9 protein-coding genes and 2 pseudogenes are annotated in these 15,441 nt (G+C 62.7%); 1 reads left to right on the forward strand and 10 read right to left on the reverse strand.

The window, feature by feature from the left end; all coding sequences use genetic code 11:
• Window positions 1-325 precede the first annotated feature (325 nt).
• The 5 genes from G205_RS19065 to G205_RS19085 form a co-directional block, all read right to left on the reverse strand.
• Complete coding sequence (locus G205_RS19065) at window positions 326-1,396, reverse strand: flavin reductase (protein WP_052014201.1); 1,071 nt, start codon at window positions 1,394-1,396, stop codon at window positions 326-328.
• A 112-nt stretch (window positions 1,397-1,508) separates the two neighbouring features.
• Entirely contained in the window at window positions 1,509-2,579 is a 1,071-nt protein-coding gene (locus G205_RS19070) for an ABC transporter permease (RefSeq protein WP_009359447.1), read from the reverse strand.
• Between the two features lie 10 nt (window positions 2,580-2,589).
• Window positions 2,590-4,152: a sugar ABC transporter ATP-binding protein gene (locus G205_RS19075; protein WP_200859201.1), complete on the reverse strand. Its 1,563-nt coding sequence runs from the start codon at window positions 4,150-4,152 to the stop codon at window positions 2,590-2,592.
• A 38-nt stretch (window positions 4,153-4,190) separates the two neighbouring features.
• On the reverse strand, window positions 4,191-5,345 hold the full coding sequence (locus G205_RS19080) for a sugar ABC transporter substrate-binding protein (protein ID WP_009359449.1): 1,155 nt from the start codon (window positions 5,343-5,345) through the stop codon (window positions 4,191-4,193).
• An 847-nt stretch (window positions 5,346-6,192) separates the two neighbouring features.
• Window positions 6,193-6,972 carry an SDR family NAD(P)-dependent oxidoreductase gene (locus G205_RS19085; RefSeq protein ID WP_009359450.1) on the reverse strand — a complete coding sequence of 260 codons (780 nt, stop codon included), beginning with the start codon at window positions 6,970-6,972 and terminating at the stop codon, window positions 6,193-6,195.
• Between the two features lie 498 nt (window positions 6,973-7,470).
• On the opposite strand from G205_RS19085, the gene G205_RS21420 reads away from it, so the two are divergent.
• Entirely contained in the window at window positions 7,471-9,126 is a 1,656-nt protein-coding gene (locus tag G205_RS21420) for an FAD-dependent oxidoreductase (protein ID WP_009359451.1), read from the forward strand.
• A 274-nt stretch (window positions 9,127-9,400) separates the two neighbouring features.
• On the opposite strand, the pseudogene G205_RS23255 reads toward G205_RS21420, so the two are convergent.
• From G205_RS23255 to G205_RS19120, 5 genes and pseudogenes are all read right to left on the reverse strand, one after another.
• Window positions 9,401-10,104, reverse strand: a pseudogene (locus G205_RS23255) (transposase family protein); the annotation flags it as partial.
• A 103-nt stretch (window positions 10,105-10,207) separates the two neighbouring features.
• Window positions 10,208-11,727 (reverse strand): annotated as a pseudogene (locus tag G205_RS19105) (NAD-dependent succinate-semialdehyde dehydrogenase).
• Between the two features lie 156 nt (window positions 11,728-11,883).
• A complete protein-coding gene (locus G205_RS19110) occupies window positions 11,884-12,900 on the reverse strand; it encodes an alpha/beta hydrolase (RefSeq protein WP_009359453.1) in 1,017 nt (338 codons plus the stop codon).
• On the reverse strand, window positions 12,897-14,396 hold the full coding sequence (locus G205_RS19115; protein ID WP_009359454.1) for a flavin-containing monooxygenase: 1,500 nt from the start codon (window positions 14,394-14,396) through the stop codon (window positions 12,897-12,899). The genes G205_RS19110 and G205_RS19115 overlap by 4 nt, the downstream gene beginning before the upstream one ends.
• A gap of 3 nt (window positions 14,397-14,399) precedes the next feature.
• On the reverse strand, window positions 14,400-15,441 hold a 1,042-nt coding region (locus G205_RS19120; RefSeq protein WP_035753865.1), incomplete at its 5' end, for a zinc-binding dehydrogenase.

Here is a 15,441-nt window from a genome sequence, read left to right on the forward strand (position 1 = left end):
AAATGCCATAGAACGGGGAACGCAAAGTCGACCTCGCTTCCACTGCCCGCCACGCATCGCACCCTCAGGCGCCGTGGGTCCTTGCACACGACAACGGGGCGCAGCTCTCAAGTACCCCATCCGGTACGACTGCTCTGAGGATCAAAACCTGGACGGTGAACACCTCAGTTCTGAACGCGATGCACTTCAGGCCCAACGATTCCGGCGTGACGCCCCGGTCAGGCCAGCCTGCTCGTGATATGCGCCGTCGTCCCCAGAAGGCGCTCGATGCACTGCTGCAGGTCGCCCTTGGGCATGGCAAGCGGGATGTTGTGGACATTAACCATCAGGGCCAGACCGCCGCCGGCGTCGAAGACGGGCGCGCTGACGGACGCGACGGCTTCGGGCGGGTAGCCGTCCAAGCCATCGATGTCCTCCTGGGATCGGATCGAGCGACGAGGCCCGCCTGCGTCCTGAACAGCCGCGCGAGCTCACGTGCCGATGCCGGCGTATGACCGTGCTCAGCGATGACGTCACTAATTCGATCGATATCAGCCAAGGATCGCCACACCGTCATCGCCCAACCGGTGCTACGAACGGTCGCCATCTCGTCGAGGATGCGCTCACGATCTTCGTTCGGCGTCCTCAACCGGTCAAGCCACTCGTCCTGCTCGCGCTCAGGAAGCCATGCCATGAAGGCTTCGCCCCACGGAGGGACGAGAGGCAGCACCATACCGACACGCGACGGCTGCACCGGCCGCGATGGGGGGTGCACGGAAGCGACGACGACGATATCTTGCCCCTTCAAGACCTGGGCATAGCACTCGAAGCCCACGTCAGCGGCCAGCGCCTCGACATCGTCGCGGGCGCGGTCAGCGACGGCAAGGCTCTCGAGCATGCTTGCGCTCGCGCCCATGGAGAGAGATTTAGTCGCAAAGCCGCCGTAGCCGCCCTGGAAGAAGAGCAACGGAACGGTCGGGACCCCGGTACCGAGGTTCTTTACACGCCCCAGGACGATGTAATGGTCCCCGGCTTCGTCGACTCGTTCGAACTCACAGTCGATCCAAGCGACGACACCGTCAAGCACCGGAGCTCCCGAGGGCGCTGGAGCCCAGTTGATACCGGCGAACTTGTCGCTGCCGCTCACCGCGAACTGGCGGCAGACGTCCTCCTGCTTCGCCGACAGGACGTTAACACAGAAGGTGCTGGCGCCACGAAGATCGGCGAACGAGGAAGACGTCCGGGCCGGCAGGAATGCCACCAGCGGCGGGTCCAATGAGACCGATGTGAACGATCCCACCACCATCCCAACGGGCCTTCCGTCCGAGGCCAGCGCAGTGATCACCACCACGCCCGTGGGCAGGTGGCCGAGAACCTCGCGGAAGCGGTTGTCGTCGAACGTTGTGCCGGTTTGCATCTGCGCTCCTACCAAGAGATTTATGACTAACGCGAGGGGCTTTCGGGCAACCCTCGCTGGTTCCGACGGCGGTCGCGTGATCGTGCGGTAAGGGATCACGCGACCGCCGAGGTCACCGTCCGACAGTGTCCGCCCGGACTCCTGCCGCTTCATGATCATCACTCGGGTCAGGCTGGGGCGAGACGGCCGGTGCACTGGGAACTTCGTCCACCACTTTCGCTCTCCGCTTGCTCTGCTGACGAGTGAACATCACCGCTGCGACGAGGGCAGCACCGTTGAAGAGGGGGGTGATCCAGAATCCTGAGCCCGACGATGACAGCTGGAGGCCCTGGACGCCCAGGGCCAACGTGAAGATCGCCAGAAGGGTGCCCCACACATTTGGCCGCATGTTGAACTGGGTGGCTCCCAGGAAGATGGCCGCGTAGGCCGGAAAGAGAAATGGCATCCCGATCGAGTTCGAGAAGGTTCCCACCTGCGCGATGAAGACGACGCCGGCGAGTCCCGCTATCGCGCCCGCGGCGACGAACGTGCCGATCACCACCCGCTCGGTTCGCACGCCCGAGAGGCGTGCCGCTTCCCGGTTGAACCCGGACGCATAGAGGTGTCGTCCAACCTTCGTCCATTGCAGGACGTACCACAGCAACAGACCCAGAGCCAGCGTCACGAAGAGACTGTTCGGCACACCGAGGAACCGTCCCCGCCCCACCTCAGTAAAGGCCTGTGGCAGCGTGGCGAGCACCTGCTCGTTGTTCGAAATCTTCAAAGCGATGGCAGCCAGGATCTGGCTGGTGCCCAAGGTCGCGATAAAGGAGTTGATCCCGAGCTTTCCGACGAGGATGCCGTTGAAGAACCCCACCAATGTGCACACCAGGACGGCGATCAGACAGATCACCATGATGCCGAGCCCGGGGTAGGCGTTGCTCAGCCAAGCGACAAGAATCACCGACAGCGCGAGATTGGTGCCGAGGCTTATGTCGAACTCACCGGCAACGAACGGCAGGAGCGCAGCCAAGGCGAGGATACCGACGACCGCTTGGCTCCGGGCGATGCTTTGGAACGTGATCTCAGACAAGAACAGGTCCGGGATCGTGATGGCGAACACCAGGGTGATCAGCGCCAGCAAGTAGAGCACGCTTGCCCGTCTGGGGCTCAGCACACTCGCAGCACTCTTCAGGTCAGTCATGCGATATCTCTCATCCTTGCGGGTCGCTGTCGCGTCCCGCGTCATTGGTGGGTCGTACTTCGGTGGGGCGGAGCTGTTCCTCTTCGATGCGCTCTACTGTCACATCGGTGCCGATAAGCTCGGTGCTGGGACTTTTACGACGCAGGACCAGGACACGAGTTGACACCTGGACCAACTCCTCGACGTCGGAGGAGCAGACGAGGACGGCTGCTCCTGCGGCAGCAGCACCAACCACGAGGTCGTGGATGGTGGCCTTAGCACCGACGTCGACGCCCTGAGTGGGCTCATCAAGGACGAGCACCCTGGGCCGGGTCCTCAGGAGTCGGCCCAAGACGACCTTCTGCTGGTTGCCACCAGAGAATTGATCGATGGCCCGCTCCTGCATCGGAGGCCTCACGTCCAGCGCCTCCATCCACTTCTGGGTTTCCTTGCGCTCGAGACGCCGGCTGAGTCGGCGCGCTCTCGAGACGGATCGCAGATCCGCGATCGTGAGGTTCTCTCTGAGTGTCGCGGTGCTGAGCAGTGCATCGCGGCGCCTCTCGGCGGGTGCGTACCCGAGCCCGGAGGCCAACGAAGCGGCGGGGTCGCCAGGTCGAATGGCCTTCCCGTCGATCGTCACCTCCCCCGAGTGACGCGTCTGCCCCGCGACCGCTCCGGCGAGGTCCTCGCGACCAGAGCCGGTCAGCCCGGCCACGCCCAAGACCTCACCTGGACGTACGTCGAGATCTAACGCGCGCAGTCCACCGATACTCACTCCCCGCACGCTGAGCCGCGGCACGACGTCCGAAGTGCCCGGCATCGCAGACGAGTCGGACTCGCTGCGAGGGGTCAGGGCGCGCCCCAGCATGAGCTCAACAAGACGGTCGTGCGACAGGTCTCGAGACATCACCGTCGTCACTTTGCGTCCGTCGCGCACTACGGTGATCGTGTCTGCCAGACCCATCACTTCGTCCAGGTGATGACTGATGAACAGGACTGAACCCCCAGCTGCCGTCAGACGCCGAAGAGCGTCGAACAGCAACTGGGCGTCGGGGCCCGCGAGTGATGCCGTGGGTTCATCGAGGACCAGCAGCGCCGGCCGGTCCTCGCCTGACAGCGCCCGGACGATGGCTACCGCGGTGCGCTGCGCCGCCGTCAGCGATCCCACGAGCGCCCTTGGATCGATCTCGTAGCCGAACTCCTCCAGCGCTCGGCCCGCGCGGGACCACTCATCGGCCTTGGAGATGCGAGAGACCCATGCCTGGTCGGCCATCATGAAGAAGTTCTCCGCGACGCTCAGTTCGTCAATGAGCCCGAGGTCCTGGTGGACGAAGCGCAGGCCGGCCGCGTTTGCCGCCGACGCTGAACCCAGGTCGAACAGCTCGCCCTTTACAGCGGTCTCGCTGCCGGGGTCCGGTGTGTGATATCCGCCGAGCAACTTGACCAAGGTCGATTTGCCGCAGCCGTTTTGGCCCACCACGGCGTGGATCTCGCCCTGATGGATGTCCAGATCCAGTGAGTCGAGAGCGCGCTGGGCGCCAAAGGTCTTGCTGACCCCGCGGAGCGAAAGGACCGGCTCGGCCGCCGAGCTCACGGTAGTACTCATCATCATCCTTCCCAGAACTCCGGCGCCTAGGAGATCTGCCAGAGCTTCTTGTACTGGTCCTGGTAACCCGGCTGGGCCCAACTGGTCTCGCCCTTGGGCATGTTCTCGGTCGTCCACATCTGGAGGCTAACCTTCGCGTGCTCCGCCTGCAGCGTGTCCATGCCGACGCTCATGCGCGCCATCTGGTCGAACGCCAGCCATGGCATGTTCACGTTCGACGTGAGGAGCCCTGCATGGAAGTCCCCGCTCTCGATCTTCTTGACCGCGAGGTTACCGGGCGAGTTGATGTAGATCTTGACGTCATCCAGGCCAGCGGCTGCCAAAGCCTCGGGCAGGCCGTTCGTCAGCGTGTCGAAGCTTGCGACGACGTACTTCGTGTCGGGGTTCTGACGGATGGCGTTGACCACCTGGGACGCGATGTCCCCGCTGAGACCTTCGGCCGAGATGCCCAGCTTGTTCAGGGTGCACCCACCGCAGTTCTTCTCGACGTGCTTGGGCACGATGTCGTCGAGATCTGCCAGATTGGGGAAGTCAGGGGCGTTCAGGTAAAGGATCGTGCCTCTGCCCTCGCTGTCGATGATGGCCTGGTCAGTGACGCCGACGTTGCCGTCTATGGCGGCGTCGGCCTGGGCGTTGCCGAAGATGCCTTCCGCTTCGCCTACTCCCGCTGTCTGGAAGACCGGGATGCCCGCCGACTTCGCCGCTTCGAGGCCCTGCCCCATCACGGTGGGGCTGCCGGCCTGAACGGCAATGTAGTCTGCACCCTCACTGACGGCGCGAATCATCGCGTTGCTCACGGACTGCGGGTCCGCTCCGTCGACGGCGCTGATCGCGACCTTCCACTGCAGGGCTGCCGCGGCTGCCTCGGTAGCCGCGTCGTACTCCGCGGCGGTCGGGTTGTTGTAGCGGATGTACTTCACGACCTTGCCGGCCTCGGGCTTTTTGGTCAGCGGAGTGTCGACGTCGATCTTCTCGACCGGGACCAGGTACGGGGCAATTCGCTCCTTAGCTGCTGCGACATCCGCTTCGGCAGCTGCGACATCCACTTCACCAGACTTGCTGGACGAGCTTGCGTCGGTGCCACACGCCGCCAGGGCGACCAGCAGCAGAGCGGACAGCGCGCCCCCGGCTCCTTGTTTGGCGCGGTGCGGGGAATTTCCGCGGTGAGTTGAGTTGAACATAGCCTGGCCTCCAGGGGTAGGGCAGAGATGGGATGAAAGTGGACGGACGATCTTGGCCGTCTCCGCGGCGGTGTCGTTCACCGATGTGGAGCACGGCAGCCGTCCGTCATCGACCAGGGAGATCTGTCCCGGTGATGGAGGGGCACTGTGAAGGTGGGGAGAACAGTCCGATTTTGACCGCGTTACAGCTCCCCAAAATTTGTGTGCTGGATCACTAAAGCATAGTAATCGTACGTAAGTCAATGGAATCGGCCATGGCACGAAAACTATTTACGGTCAGGTGGCGAGAGTAGGGATCCAGTTGAGAATAGCAAGTGCATCTAGTCACGGCTTGCAGCCCGACTGGACCCTAACGGGCTGCTTGAGCTGCAGCAGAGCGGACTGGGCTCCTCGTTTCCAGCCGCGCCGGGCGGGGTTCCGTTGGGCCCCGGCGAATAATCCGGCCACCCGCAGGAACCGCTACTCGATTCCCTGCCGGGCGAGAGGATTAGTTCGGAGCACACACACCGTACGTAAATCGATCGATTTATGGTGGAAGAGGGCAGCCTGAGGCCTGGGCATCTCGGGCCTTTTCCGTAAAGCGGGGTTAAGACGCGGCGCGGTTCAACGCGATGCAGGGCTCAAATAGCTACGGAACTACTGATTGAGACCCGTAATGCCTGCAGCCAGAAGCCGACTCGATAGGACGTTGACCTATCGGACGGCCGGGCCCCTTTCCAGGAGCTCGGCCGCCCAAGGCTGCTAGGGCATCACAAAGAGGTCAGGACAGAACCTGCCCCCCCTTTAAAGGATGCGAAGTTGTCGGGCTGCGGGTGACAGGACGCCACCCGTAATGCCCGTCGAGACATTACTGGGGCCGCATTGAGTGGCCAGGGTTGAGGGCCATTTGACCGCCATCGACAGGAATCGTATGACCCGTTATAAAGGACGCATCCTCGGAAGCCAGGAACAGAATGGCAGCAGCCTGCTCTTCAGCTCGGCCCATCCTCTTCCACGGAACCCTCGCGATGCGTGCCTCGAAGGCCTCAGGTTCGCGCTTCTGCCATTCCAAAGAAGCTGGCGTCTCGCTCATTCCCGGGGAGACTGCATTCACGCGGATACCGTACTTTGCCCACTCCACGCCCAAAGCCTTCGTGAGCCCCACAACCGCGTGCTTGGCAGCGGTGTATCCAACATCGTTGGGCAATGCCGCAAGGCCGGCAAGGGACGACAGATTGACGATGGCTCCCCGGTTGCGCGGGATCATGGAAGCATTGGCGACTGCCTGGGACATGAAGAAGGTTGCCGTGAGGTTCACCCCGATCACGCGGTCCCATGAGGCATACGATTCTGCGGGCTGCATATTCTCGCCTCCCGCGTTATTAACCAGAACATCGATGGACCCATGGTCCTCAACGATCTGCTGAACAGCCTTTGCGGCTACTTCCCTGTCCGTGATATCAAACCCTGCGGCGGCCGCATTGCCGCCCAGCGAATTGATCTCCGCAACGACCGCGTCCACGGACTCCTTGTGCAGGTCATTGATGAGCACAAAGGCACCTTCCTCCGCGAACTTCAGTGCTGTGGCTTTTCCGATGCCGCGGCCTGAACCGGTGATGAGTGCGACTTGGTCTTTGAAACGTGACATTTAAGCTGGGTCCTATCTTCTGCGTTGCGCGTCATCCCTCATTGGATGCGCTGTTAACTGGACGAATATCCGAACGCGGCACCAGCGCGGATTTGTTGGCGCCGGGGAACGCCAGTTCAGCACACGAACCGTACGGAAGTCAACACTTTTGGCGGTTTCCTAGAACATGAATCTAGCAAGCGGGGCTTGTCGTCGAGGCCCTGCTAGGAGTCAGATCAGCTTGGCATTGACTTGAACTAGAACACGGAACTATTCTCCTATTGAACTGGCGCTTTCACCGCTCTCGTTCACGTACTTCGAAACGATGCGCGGTCCCGGGCTCCACGGTGGCCGACGGCAATACGCAACTCGGATCCAAGAGACCAATGTTGGTCTGTCAGGTGACGAACCTGCCCGAAATGACCGTGAGGCGACCACTGCAGGTTGCCCGCTGGTCCCGATCATCAAGTTGTAGATGGGTCGCTAATGACAACTTCCTCGTTAGAAAGAAAAAGCGCCATGAATTTCGCACCTAGTACTTACGATTTTGTCGTCCTAGGAACCGGTGCAGCGGGGCTCATCGCTGCCCTGTCAGCAGCAGACCATGGAGCTTCTGTACTGGTTTTGGAAAAGGGCGACAAGATTGGCGGGTCAACTGCGCTGTCGAGTGGTGTCGCCTGGATTCCTGCCAATAAATACGCTGCAGCCGCTGGTTTTCCGGACTCCCAAGAAATGGCCCTGGATTACCTGGCGTCCCTCTCGCACGACCTGGTACGCCCGGAAATGGCGGAAGCGTTCGTCCATTCGGGCCCCGAAATGATCGACTGGCTTGAGGACCGAACCCCGCTCCGTCTGAAGCTCGTACCGGGTTTCCCCGACTATCACCCGGAACATCCCGGCGGAAAGCCCGAGGGGGGCCGGTCGGTGGAACCAGAACTCTTTTCCTTTGGTGAACTAGGAGAATGGGCAGATCGTGTTGTCGGTCATCCTCGCCACATGTTGATCACTGAAACTGCGATTGGTGGCGGTACCGGCTTCCTGGAGGACGATGTTGATCAAAAACGTCGAACCGAAAAGATAGAAGGACTTGGTCGCGCAATGGTAGGCGCCCTCCTGAAGGGATGCTTGGATAAAGGCGTCGGGGTACGAACACATACGCGTGCGACCGATCTTGTACTTGAAGATGGCAAGGTGCGCGGTGTCATCTGCGAAACTGTTGCTGGGACCGAGACCATCAACGCCCGCGGCGGAGTCATCATAGCTACCGGCGGGTTCGAGCGAGACACCGATCTGGTGAAGGCATTCTTGCGCGGGCCCGTCGAACACCTAACGGGCGTTCCGACCAACACCGGCGACGGGCTACGCATGTCAATGCGCATCGGTGCCATGCTCGGCGCGATGCGTGAAGCGTGGTGGGTCCCAGTCGTGGCGATCCCAGATGAGACGCACCCCGAGGGGAAGCGCGGGCATCTCGTAGAATTCGAGCGCACCATGCCAAGGTCGATCATGGTCAACCGCTATGGCGTTCGGTTCACGAATGAAGCAGCAAGCGACAACGACTTGGGTGGTCCCTTTCATCACCTTGATACCCACTTTAATTGGGTAAATAACCCCTGTTGGCTCATATTTGACCAAGAATACGTAACTCAGTACGGCGGTTTTGGCATCCCGGCCGGTCGAGAGATGCCAGGTTGGGTGACCCGCGCGGACTCGATTGAGGCTTTGGCTTCCGAACTCGACATTCCTGCCGCAGCTTTCCAAGAGACAGTCGCGAAATGGAATGCTGCCGTCCAAGGCGGCCGCGACGAAGAGTTTGGCCGCGGAGATAGTGCCCATGACGTATGGTTCGGTGATAGAACGCACTACCCAACCCGCCAGGCAACCCTGGGACCGATCGATCAAGGTCCCTACTATGCCGTCCAGGTTCACATTAGTACGTTGGGCACCACAGGTGGGCCCCAGACGACAGCAAACTGTGAGGTCATTGATGTACACGGCGACGTTATCCCGGGGCTATGGGCGGCCGGCAACGCCATGGCATCGCCGACACGTATGATCTATGGGGGCGCCGGGGGATCACTGGGTCCAGCTCTGGTGTTTGGCTACCGTGCAGGACGCCATGCTGCATCCACCCGCGCATCGACCGCGGCAACAACAGAACAGGAACACCGCTAGGGTCGGCCGGGCGGGCGCAAAGTGTGTGACGGCGCTTCTGGTCCAATCTCCTATAGGGTCAGATCCGTTTCGCCGGGCGCACTCTTTGCTGCTCCGCGGTTCAGTCGACAAATCGAACGAAAGACACCACAGTTAGTCAGACTTCTGGCCGACGTCAGACTGGACTACAAATGCAGCACCACCACAAGTCGTCACTACTTTTGCTGTTTGGTCAGTGGCCGCTAGGGGCGGGTCCGGCAGGACTGGATCTATGGAACCGGAGCTACCAAGGCTCAGAGCGGTTGCAGACTCCGTTATCGGTGAACGCGACCTTGACGAACACTCCGTGGGTGGCGAAGAACGCGGCCGCGCAGATGCAGAAAGCGGCAGCGATCTCCTGCTTCTCGTCGCCGAGCATTCCTGCGTACGCGAAGCCCAGAGTGGTCGTCGACGGCGTGGTGCTTACGCGTACCGGTCCTGGCTACGGTTCTTCCTGCCTTGCGCCCGGCCTCAGGGCGAGGTGCCCGCCGCCATACAGGATGTGTCCGAGCTTCTTGATGTCGACGCGGATCAGCTCCCCGGGATGGTCGTGTTCATAGTATTGGGGTGCCGGCTTTTGTGGATAGTCCGGTGCCCTGCTCCAGACAGGTCACCGGTGGCATTCGTTGCCTGGGCCAGAACCTTAGCCACGGTCAAGTGGATCATTTAGCGCTGGGCCTCGATGCGGTGCGGTCCCGCACCGGCGGCTAAACCGCAAGGCCATAATCCGCCGCTCGGCGCGCACGGATATGCGGTTTGGAGTGCGACGCGGACGGGAAAACAGAGCAGCCATGCCCTCCTCGCCTAGTCAGTATCGGTGCACCATGTATTGGCGAACCGTGGAGCATTGGTCGCTTTCCGCGCCCGGCGCGGCGTCCAGCCTTGTTCAATGACCAGGCAGGAAAGCTGTTTCCTGGCCTTAGGAGTCAGACCGGCGTTGGCATGGGCAGCGTAGGACACGAGGGCCTCCTAGCGGCAGGAAGAGTGGTAGCCCGAATCGATAGCGGAGGCCTTCGCGTTCCACATGACACCACGCTCATCACGACGTCCGCGGGAAGTATAGCTAGTTCGTGTAGGGGTCGGTGATGCCGATGTATTGGGTGGTGGTGTATTCGGTGATGCCTTCTGTTCCGCCTTCGCGGCCGAGTCCGGATTGTTTGACGCCGCCGAAGGGGGCTGCGGCGTTGGAGATGATGCCGGCGTTGAATCCGATCATGCCGAATTCGATCTGTTCGGCCACCCGCAGGAGGCGGTTGAAGTCGCGGCTGTAGAGGTAGGACGCGAGCCCGTACTCGGTGTTGTTGGCCAGGCGAATGGCTTCTTGCTCGGTGGTGAAAGTGGTGATGGGGGCGACGGGGCCGAAGATTTCCTGGCCGAGGATGGCTGCGTTGTTCGGGACGTTAGCGAGGACGGTGGGCTGGTAGAAGTAGCCGGGCCCGTCAAGGGGTGCCCCGCCGGTCACGGCTGTGGCGCCGGCGTCGACGGCGGCGGTGACGAGGGCGTGGACGTCGTCGCGGGCGCCGGCGTCGATGAGCGGGCCGACCTGGGTGGACGGGTCGGTGCCGCGGCCAGTTGACAGTTTGCCCATCGCTTTGGCGAATTTGGTGGTGAATTCGTGGGCTACGGTTTCGTGGACGAGGAAGCGGTTGGCGGCGGTGCAGGCTTCGCCCATGTTCCGCATCTTCGCTGCCAGGCTCCTTCGACGGCGGCGTCGAGGTCGGCGTCTTCGAAGACGATGAAGGGGGCGTTCCCGCCCAGTTCCATCGAGGTCCGCAGGACGTTCTGCGCGGCGTCGGCCATGAGCCGCTTCCCGACGGGAGTGGAGCCGGTGAAGGAGACTTTCCGCAGCCGGGAGTCCTTCAGCAAGGGCCCGGAGATCCCGGACGCGGAGGAGGAGGCGACGACATTGAGGACTCCGGGCGGGAGGCCGGCGTCGAGCATGGTCTGCGCAAAGTACTGCGCCGTCAACGGTGTCAGCTTCGCGGGTTTGAGGACCATGGTGCAGCCGGCCGCGACGGCCGGGGCTACCTTCCGGGTCGCCATCGCCAGGGGGAAGTTCCAGGGAGTGATCAGCAGGCACGGTCCGACGGGTTTGTGCTGGACCAGGATCTTGTTCTTCCCCTCGGGGGTGGTGAGGTAACGGCCGTAGTCGCGGACTGTTTCCTCGGAGAACCAGCGCAGGAACTCCGCCCCGTAGGTCACTTCGCCGCGGGCCTCGGCCAGGGGTTTGCCCATTTCCAGGGTCATCAGCAGCGCGAAGTCCTCGGCCCGTTCGGTGACGAGGTCGAAGGCGCGGCGCAGGATCTCAGCCCGCACCCGGGGTGCGGTGCGCGCCCAGGACGCCTGGACGGCGTCGGCCGCGTCCAACGCCTTGATGGCGTCATCGCTGGTGGCCGAGGCGAGGGTGGCGAGCACTTTCCCGGTAGCGGGGTCGTGAACGTCGAAGGTGCCGCCGTCGGACGCGTCCACCCACTTCCCGCCGATCAATAGTCCGGTAGGCACCGATGCGAGGAGCGCGGCCTCGCGCTCGGGCGAAATGGGTTCGGCTGCGGGAACAGTGGGCAGCACGGAAGTAACTGTCATGGAAAAAATGTCCTCGGGAAGTGGTCAGGAGCTGCGGGCCGGATAGCACCGGCCGCAGGGTTTACAGATCCGGCGTGCTGGGTTGCGAGACACATCCAGGCGTGATGTAAGGCGCCAGGGCAGGCAGGGGCCGCCGGGCACGGGCGGGGGGCCGGGTTAGCTGATGGTTTTGGTTGGGTTGGTGAGTTCGATCAGCCAGTTCGCGGCCCGGTCGAACAGTTTTGCCCCGGTCGGGATCAACCCGGCTGAGGTGAACAGGCCGTGGGAGTGGCGCGGAAGGTGATGGTGCTCCACCATGGCTCCGGCGTGTGCGAGCAGGCCTGCGTAGGCGATGCCTTCATCGGCCAACGGGTCCAGCCCGACCGTGACCACGAAGGCCGCGGGCACACCGTTGCGGGCGAAATCGGCGCGGCTGCGCAACCCGGGCGAGACGCGCAGGTCACTGGCCGTCTGGCCATCGGGCAGGTAAAGGCTCCGGAACCACCGCATCGAGTCCGCAGTCAGCGGGAAACCCTCAGCGATCCGGGCGTACGACTCCGATTCGTCCAGCAGGTTTGCCACCGGGTAGAGCAACACCTGGCCGATGATGGTGGTTCCGTTCACGACAGAACCGGGGTCCGTGGCAAGGACCGTGGCGAGGTTGCCTCCGGCGCTGTCCCCGGCCACGACGATACGGTTCCGGTCCCAGCCGTACTCCGGCGCTTTGTCCCTGACGAATTCGAGAGCGGCGCGGCTGTCCTCGAGCGGGGTGGGGAACGGATGCTCCGGGGCCAGCCGGTACTCAACGGACACCACATCCAGGCCGCTGACCGCGGCCAGACGCCGGCAGAGACGGTCGTGCGTGTCCAGTGAACCGATCACCCAGCCCCCGCCGTGCAGGAACACAACAACGGGACGCGGCGCCCCGCCACTGCCGGTCCCGGTCCCGGGATGGTAGCGGCGCAGGCCGATAGCACCGCCCTTGACCGGGCACTGCAGGGTCTCAACGCGCTCCAGTGACACTACCGGGATCCCGTTCGCGGCGCAGCCGGCCTCGTACGCGGCCCGGGCCTGCTCCAGAGGAACGTCCTGGAAACTGACCCCTCCCCCGTCACGGAACGCCCGGATCAGGGCCACCGCATCTGGCGCGACTTCATCAAGCGGGACAGCCGCCGTCGAGAGCTCAGCTGTCATACTTCCGTCGTTTCCCTCACCGGCAGCGCGGCGCCGGAAACCAGGTAGTCGGCCGGCCTCCACTGCCCGGCCAGGCTGCGGTACTCCTCAACCGTCCCGGACCAGTTGTTAATGACCTTGCCAGCGGCGTTCTTGTACCAGCTCGAGCAGTCAGAAGAAAAAGCCGACCCTTCCATCGCGTCCTGCAAAGCAGTGTTGTACGAGGCCAAGACCTGGCCCCGGACCTCCACCGCGGCCTGCGGGACCGGCAGCAGGTGCTCGAGAACTTCAAGAATGTAAGCCTGCTGGATTTCCAACATGGTGATGATCGAGTTGTGGTTCAGGTTCGTGTTCGGACCGTAAATCATGAACATGTTCGGGAACCCGTCCACGCTCATCCCAAGGTAAGCCTCCGCGCCCTCAGCCCACCGGTCCTGCAGGTTCCCACCCGCGGCCCCGATGACCTGCAAATCACCCTGGAACGCCTGGCTGCTGAACCCCGTCCCGTAAATAATCACATCCGCTTCATGGACCCTCCCGTCACGGGTGCGCACACCCTCCGGGACGATAGCCTCGATGCCCTCAGTGACCAGCTCAACGTTCCCACGAGTCAACGCCGGGTAGTAATCGTCACTGCGCAGAATACGCTTGCATCCGAACTCGTAATCAGGGGTCAGCTTGCGCCGCAGCTCCGGGTCCGGAACCTGCGCCTCAAGATGGGCCAACGCCTGATCAACACCGGCCCGCTGCGCGTCGGTATCGTGACGCGTGCGTTCAAAGCCGCTCTCCCGGAAATCATGCAGGGTCCGGCGGCTTTGCTCAAACGTTTCCGGACGCTCCTCGAAAGTATCAAGCTGCTCCGCGCTGAAGACCACCTGGTTGCGGGGCATGATCCAGTTCGCACTGCGCTGAAAGACCTCCAGGCGCCCGGCGACCTTGGCCACTTCCGGAACATACTGGACAGCGCTGGCCGCCGAACCGATGCTGATGACCTTCTTCCCCGCCAAATCCACGCCGTGGTCCCAGCGGGCGGAATGAAAAGCGATCCCCCGGAACTCCTCAATGCCCGGAAAATCCGGCACAAGCGGCGTGTTCAACTGGCCCCACGCCGGGATGAAAACACGTGCCGTGTGTTCGCCCGAACCAGCGACCTGCAAACGCCACAGCACCTTCTCCACATCCCACACCGCCGACGTGACCTCGGCGTTAAAGTTCAGGTGCGGGCCGAGCGCGAACCGGGCAGCCAAACGCTCCATATAGCCCATCAGCTCATCACGGTCCGCGTACATCCGGCTGACCCGCCGGTGCGGAAAAAAGCTGTAACAGTACAGGTGCGCCTCAGTGTCGCAGGCAGCCCCCGGGTAACTGTTATCACGCCACACCCCACCCAGGCCCGGACCCTTATCAAAAATGGCGAAGTTCTCAATGCCCGCCCGCTTGAGCTGCGCGCCCATGCCCAGGCCACCAAAACCCGCGCCCAGGACCACAACATCGTGATCAGTTCTCTGGATGCCCATCAGTTATTTCCGTTCTGACTCTGTTGATTCAAAAGTAATGACTTGCCGGATCCCGCTGCCCGACGCCAAAGCGTCCATGCCCTCGTTGATCTCGTCAAGGCTGATCTGCCGCGAGACCAGCCGTTCCAGCGGAAGCTTCCCCTCACGCCAAAGTTGTTCAAAAACAGGAATATCCCGCTGCGGCACAGCCGAGCCCAGATAACTTCCCACGATCGACTGCGCCTTCGCAGTCAGCCGCAACGGCTCAATCGAAGACACAGCCCCCGGAGCCGGCAGACCCACGGTAACCAACGTGCCACCCAGGCCCAAAAGCCGGAACGCGGTCTCAAAAGCGCGGGGATGCCCCGCAGCCTCAAGCACCACATCCACAGCCACCGACCGCTCCAACGCCTCTTCCGGCGTGTACGCCGCGGTAGCCCCCCACTGCCGCGCAAGATCCAACTTGGACTCCTGCGCATCCACCGCAATCACACTCCGGCAACCAGTAGCCAAAGCAGCCAACAAACCAGCCATACCCACTCCCCCCAAACCGACAATCGCCACGCTCGACTCGGAAGTGATACGCCCAGCGTTCAGAAGCGCCCCGCCCCCGGTCAAAACCGCACAACCCAGCAGGGCCGCAATCGTCGGCGGCACATCCGCACCCACCGGCACCACCGACCGATGATCCACCACCGCGTACGTGGCAAACCCCGAAACACCCAAATGGTGCGCCACCCTCTCACCGCCACGGGTCAAATGAGACGAACCACCCAGCAAAATCCCCTGCTCATTGCTCCTGCTCCCAGCCGAACACGGCAACTTCCCCTCCGTCAGGCACGCCTCGCACTGCCCGCAGCGCGGCAAAAAAGTCATCACCACCCGACGGCCAACAAGCCCAGCATCAACCCCAAGGCCCACACCCTCGACAATCCCCGCCGCCTCATGACCCAACAACATCGGAACCGGCCGCGGACGCGAACCATTAACCACCGACAAATCCGAATGGCACAGCCCCGCCGCCTCAATCCGCACCAACACCTCACCCGCCGCCGGACCACTCAAA

The organism is Arthrobacter nitrophenolicus (assembly GCF_000332815.1).
GTDB lineage: Bacteria > Actinomycetota > Actinomycetes > Actinomycetales > Micrococcaceae > Arthrobacter > Arthrobacter nitrophenolicus.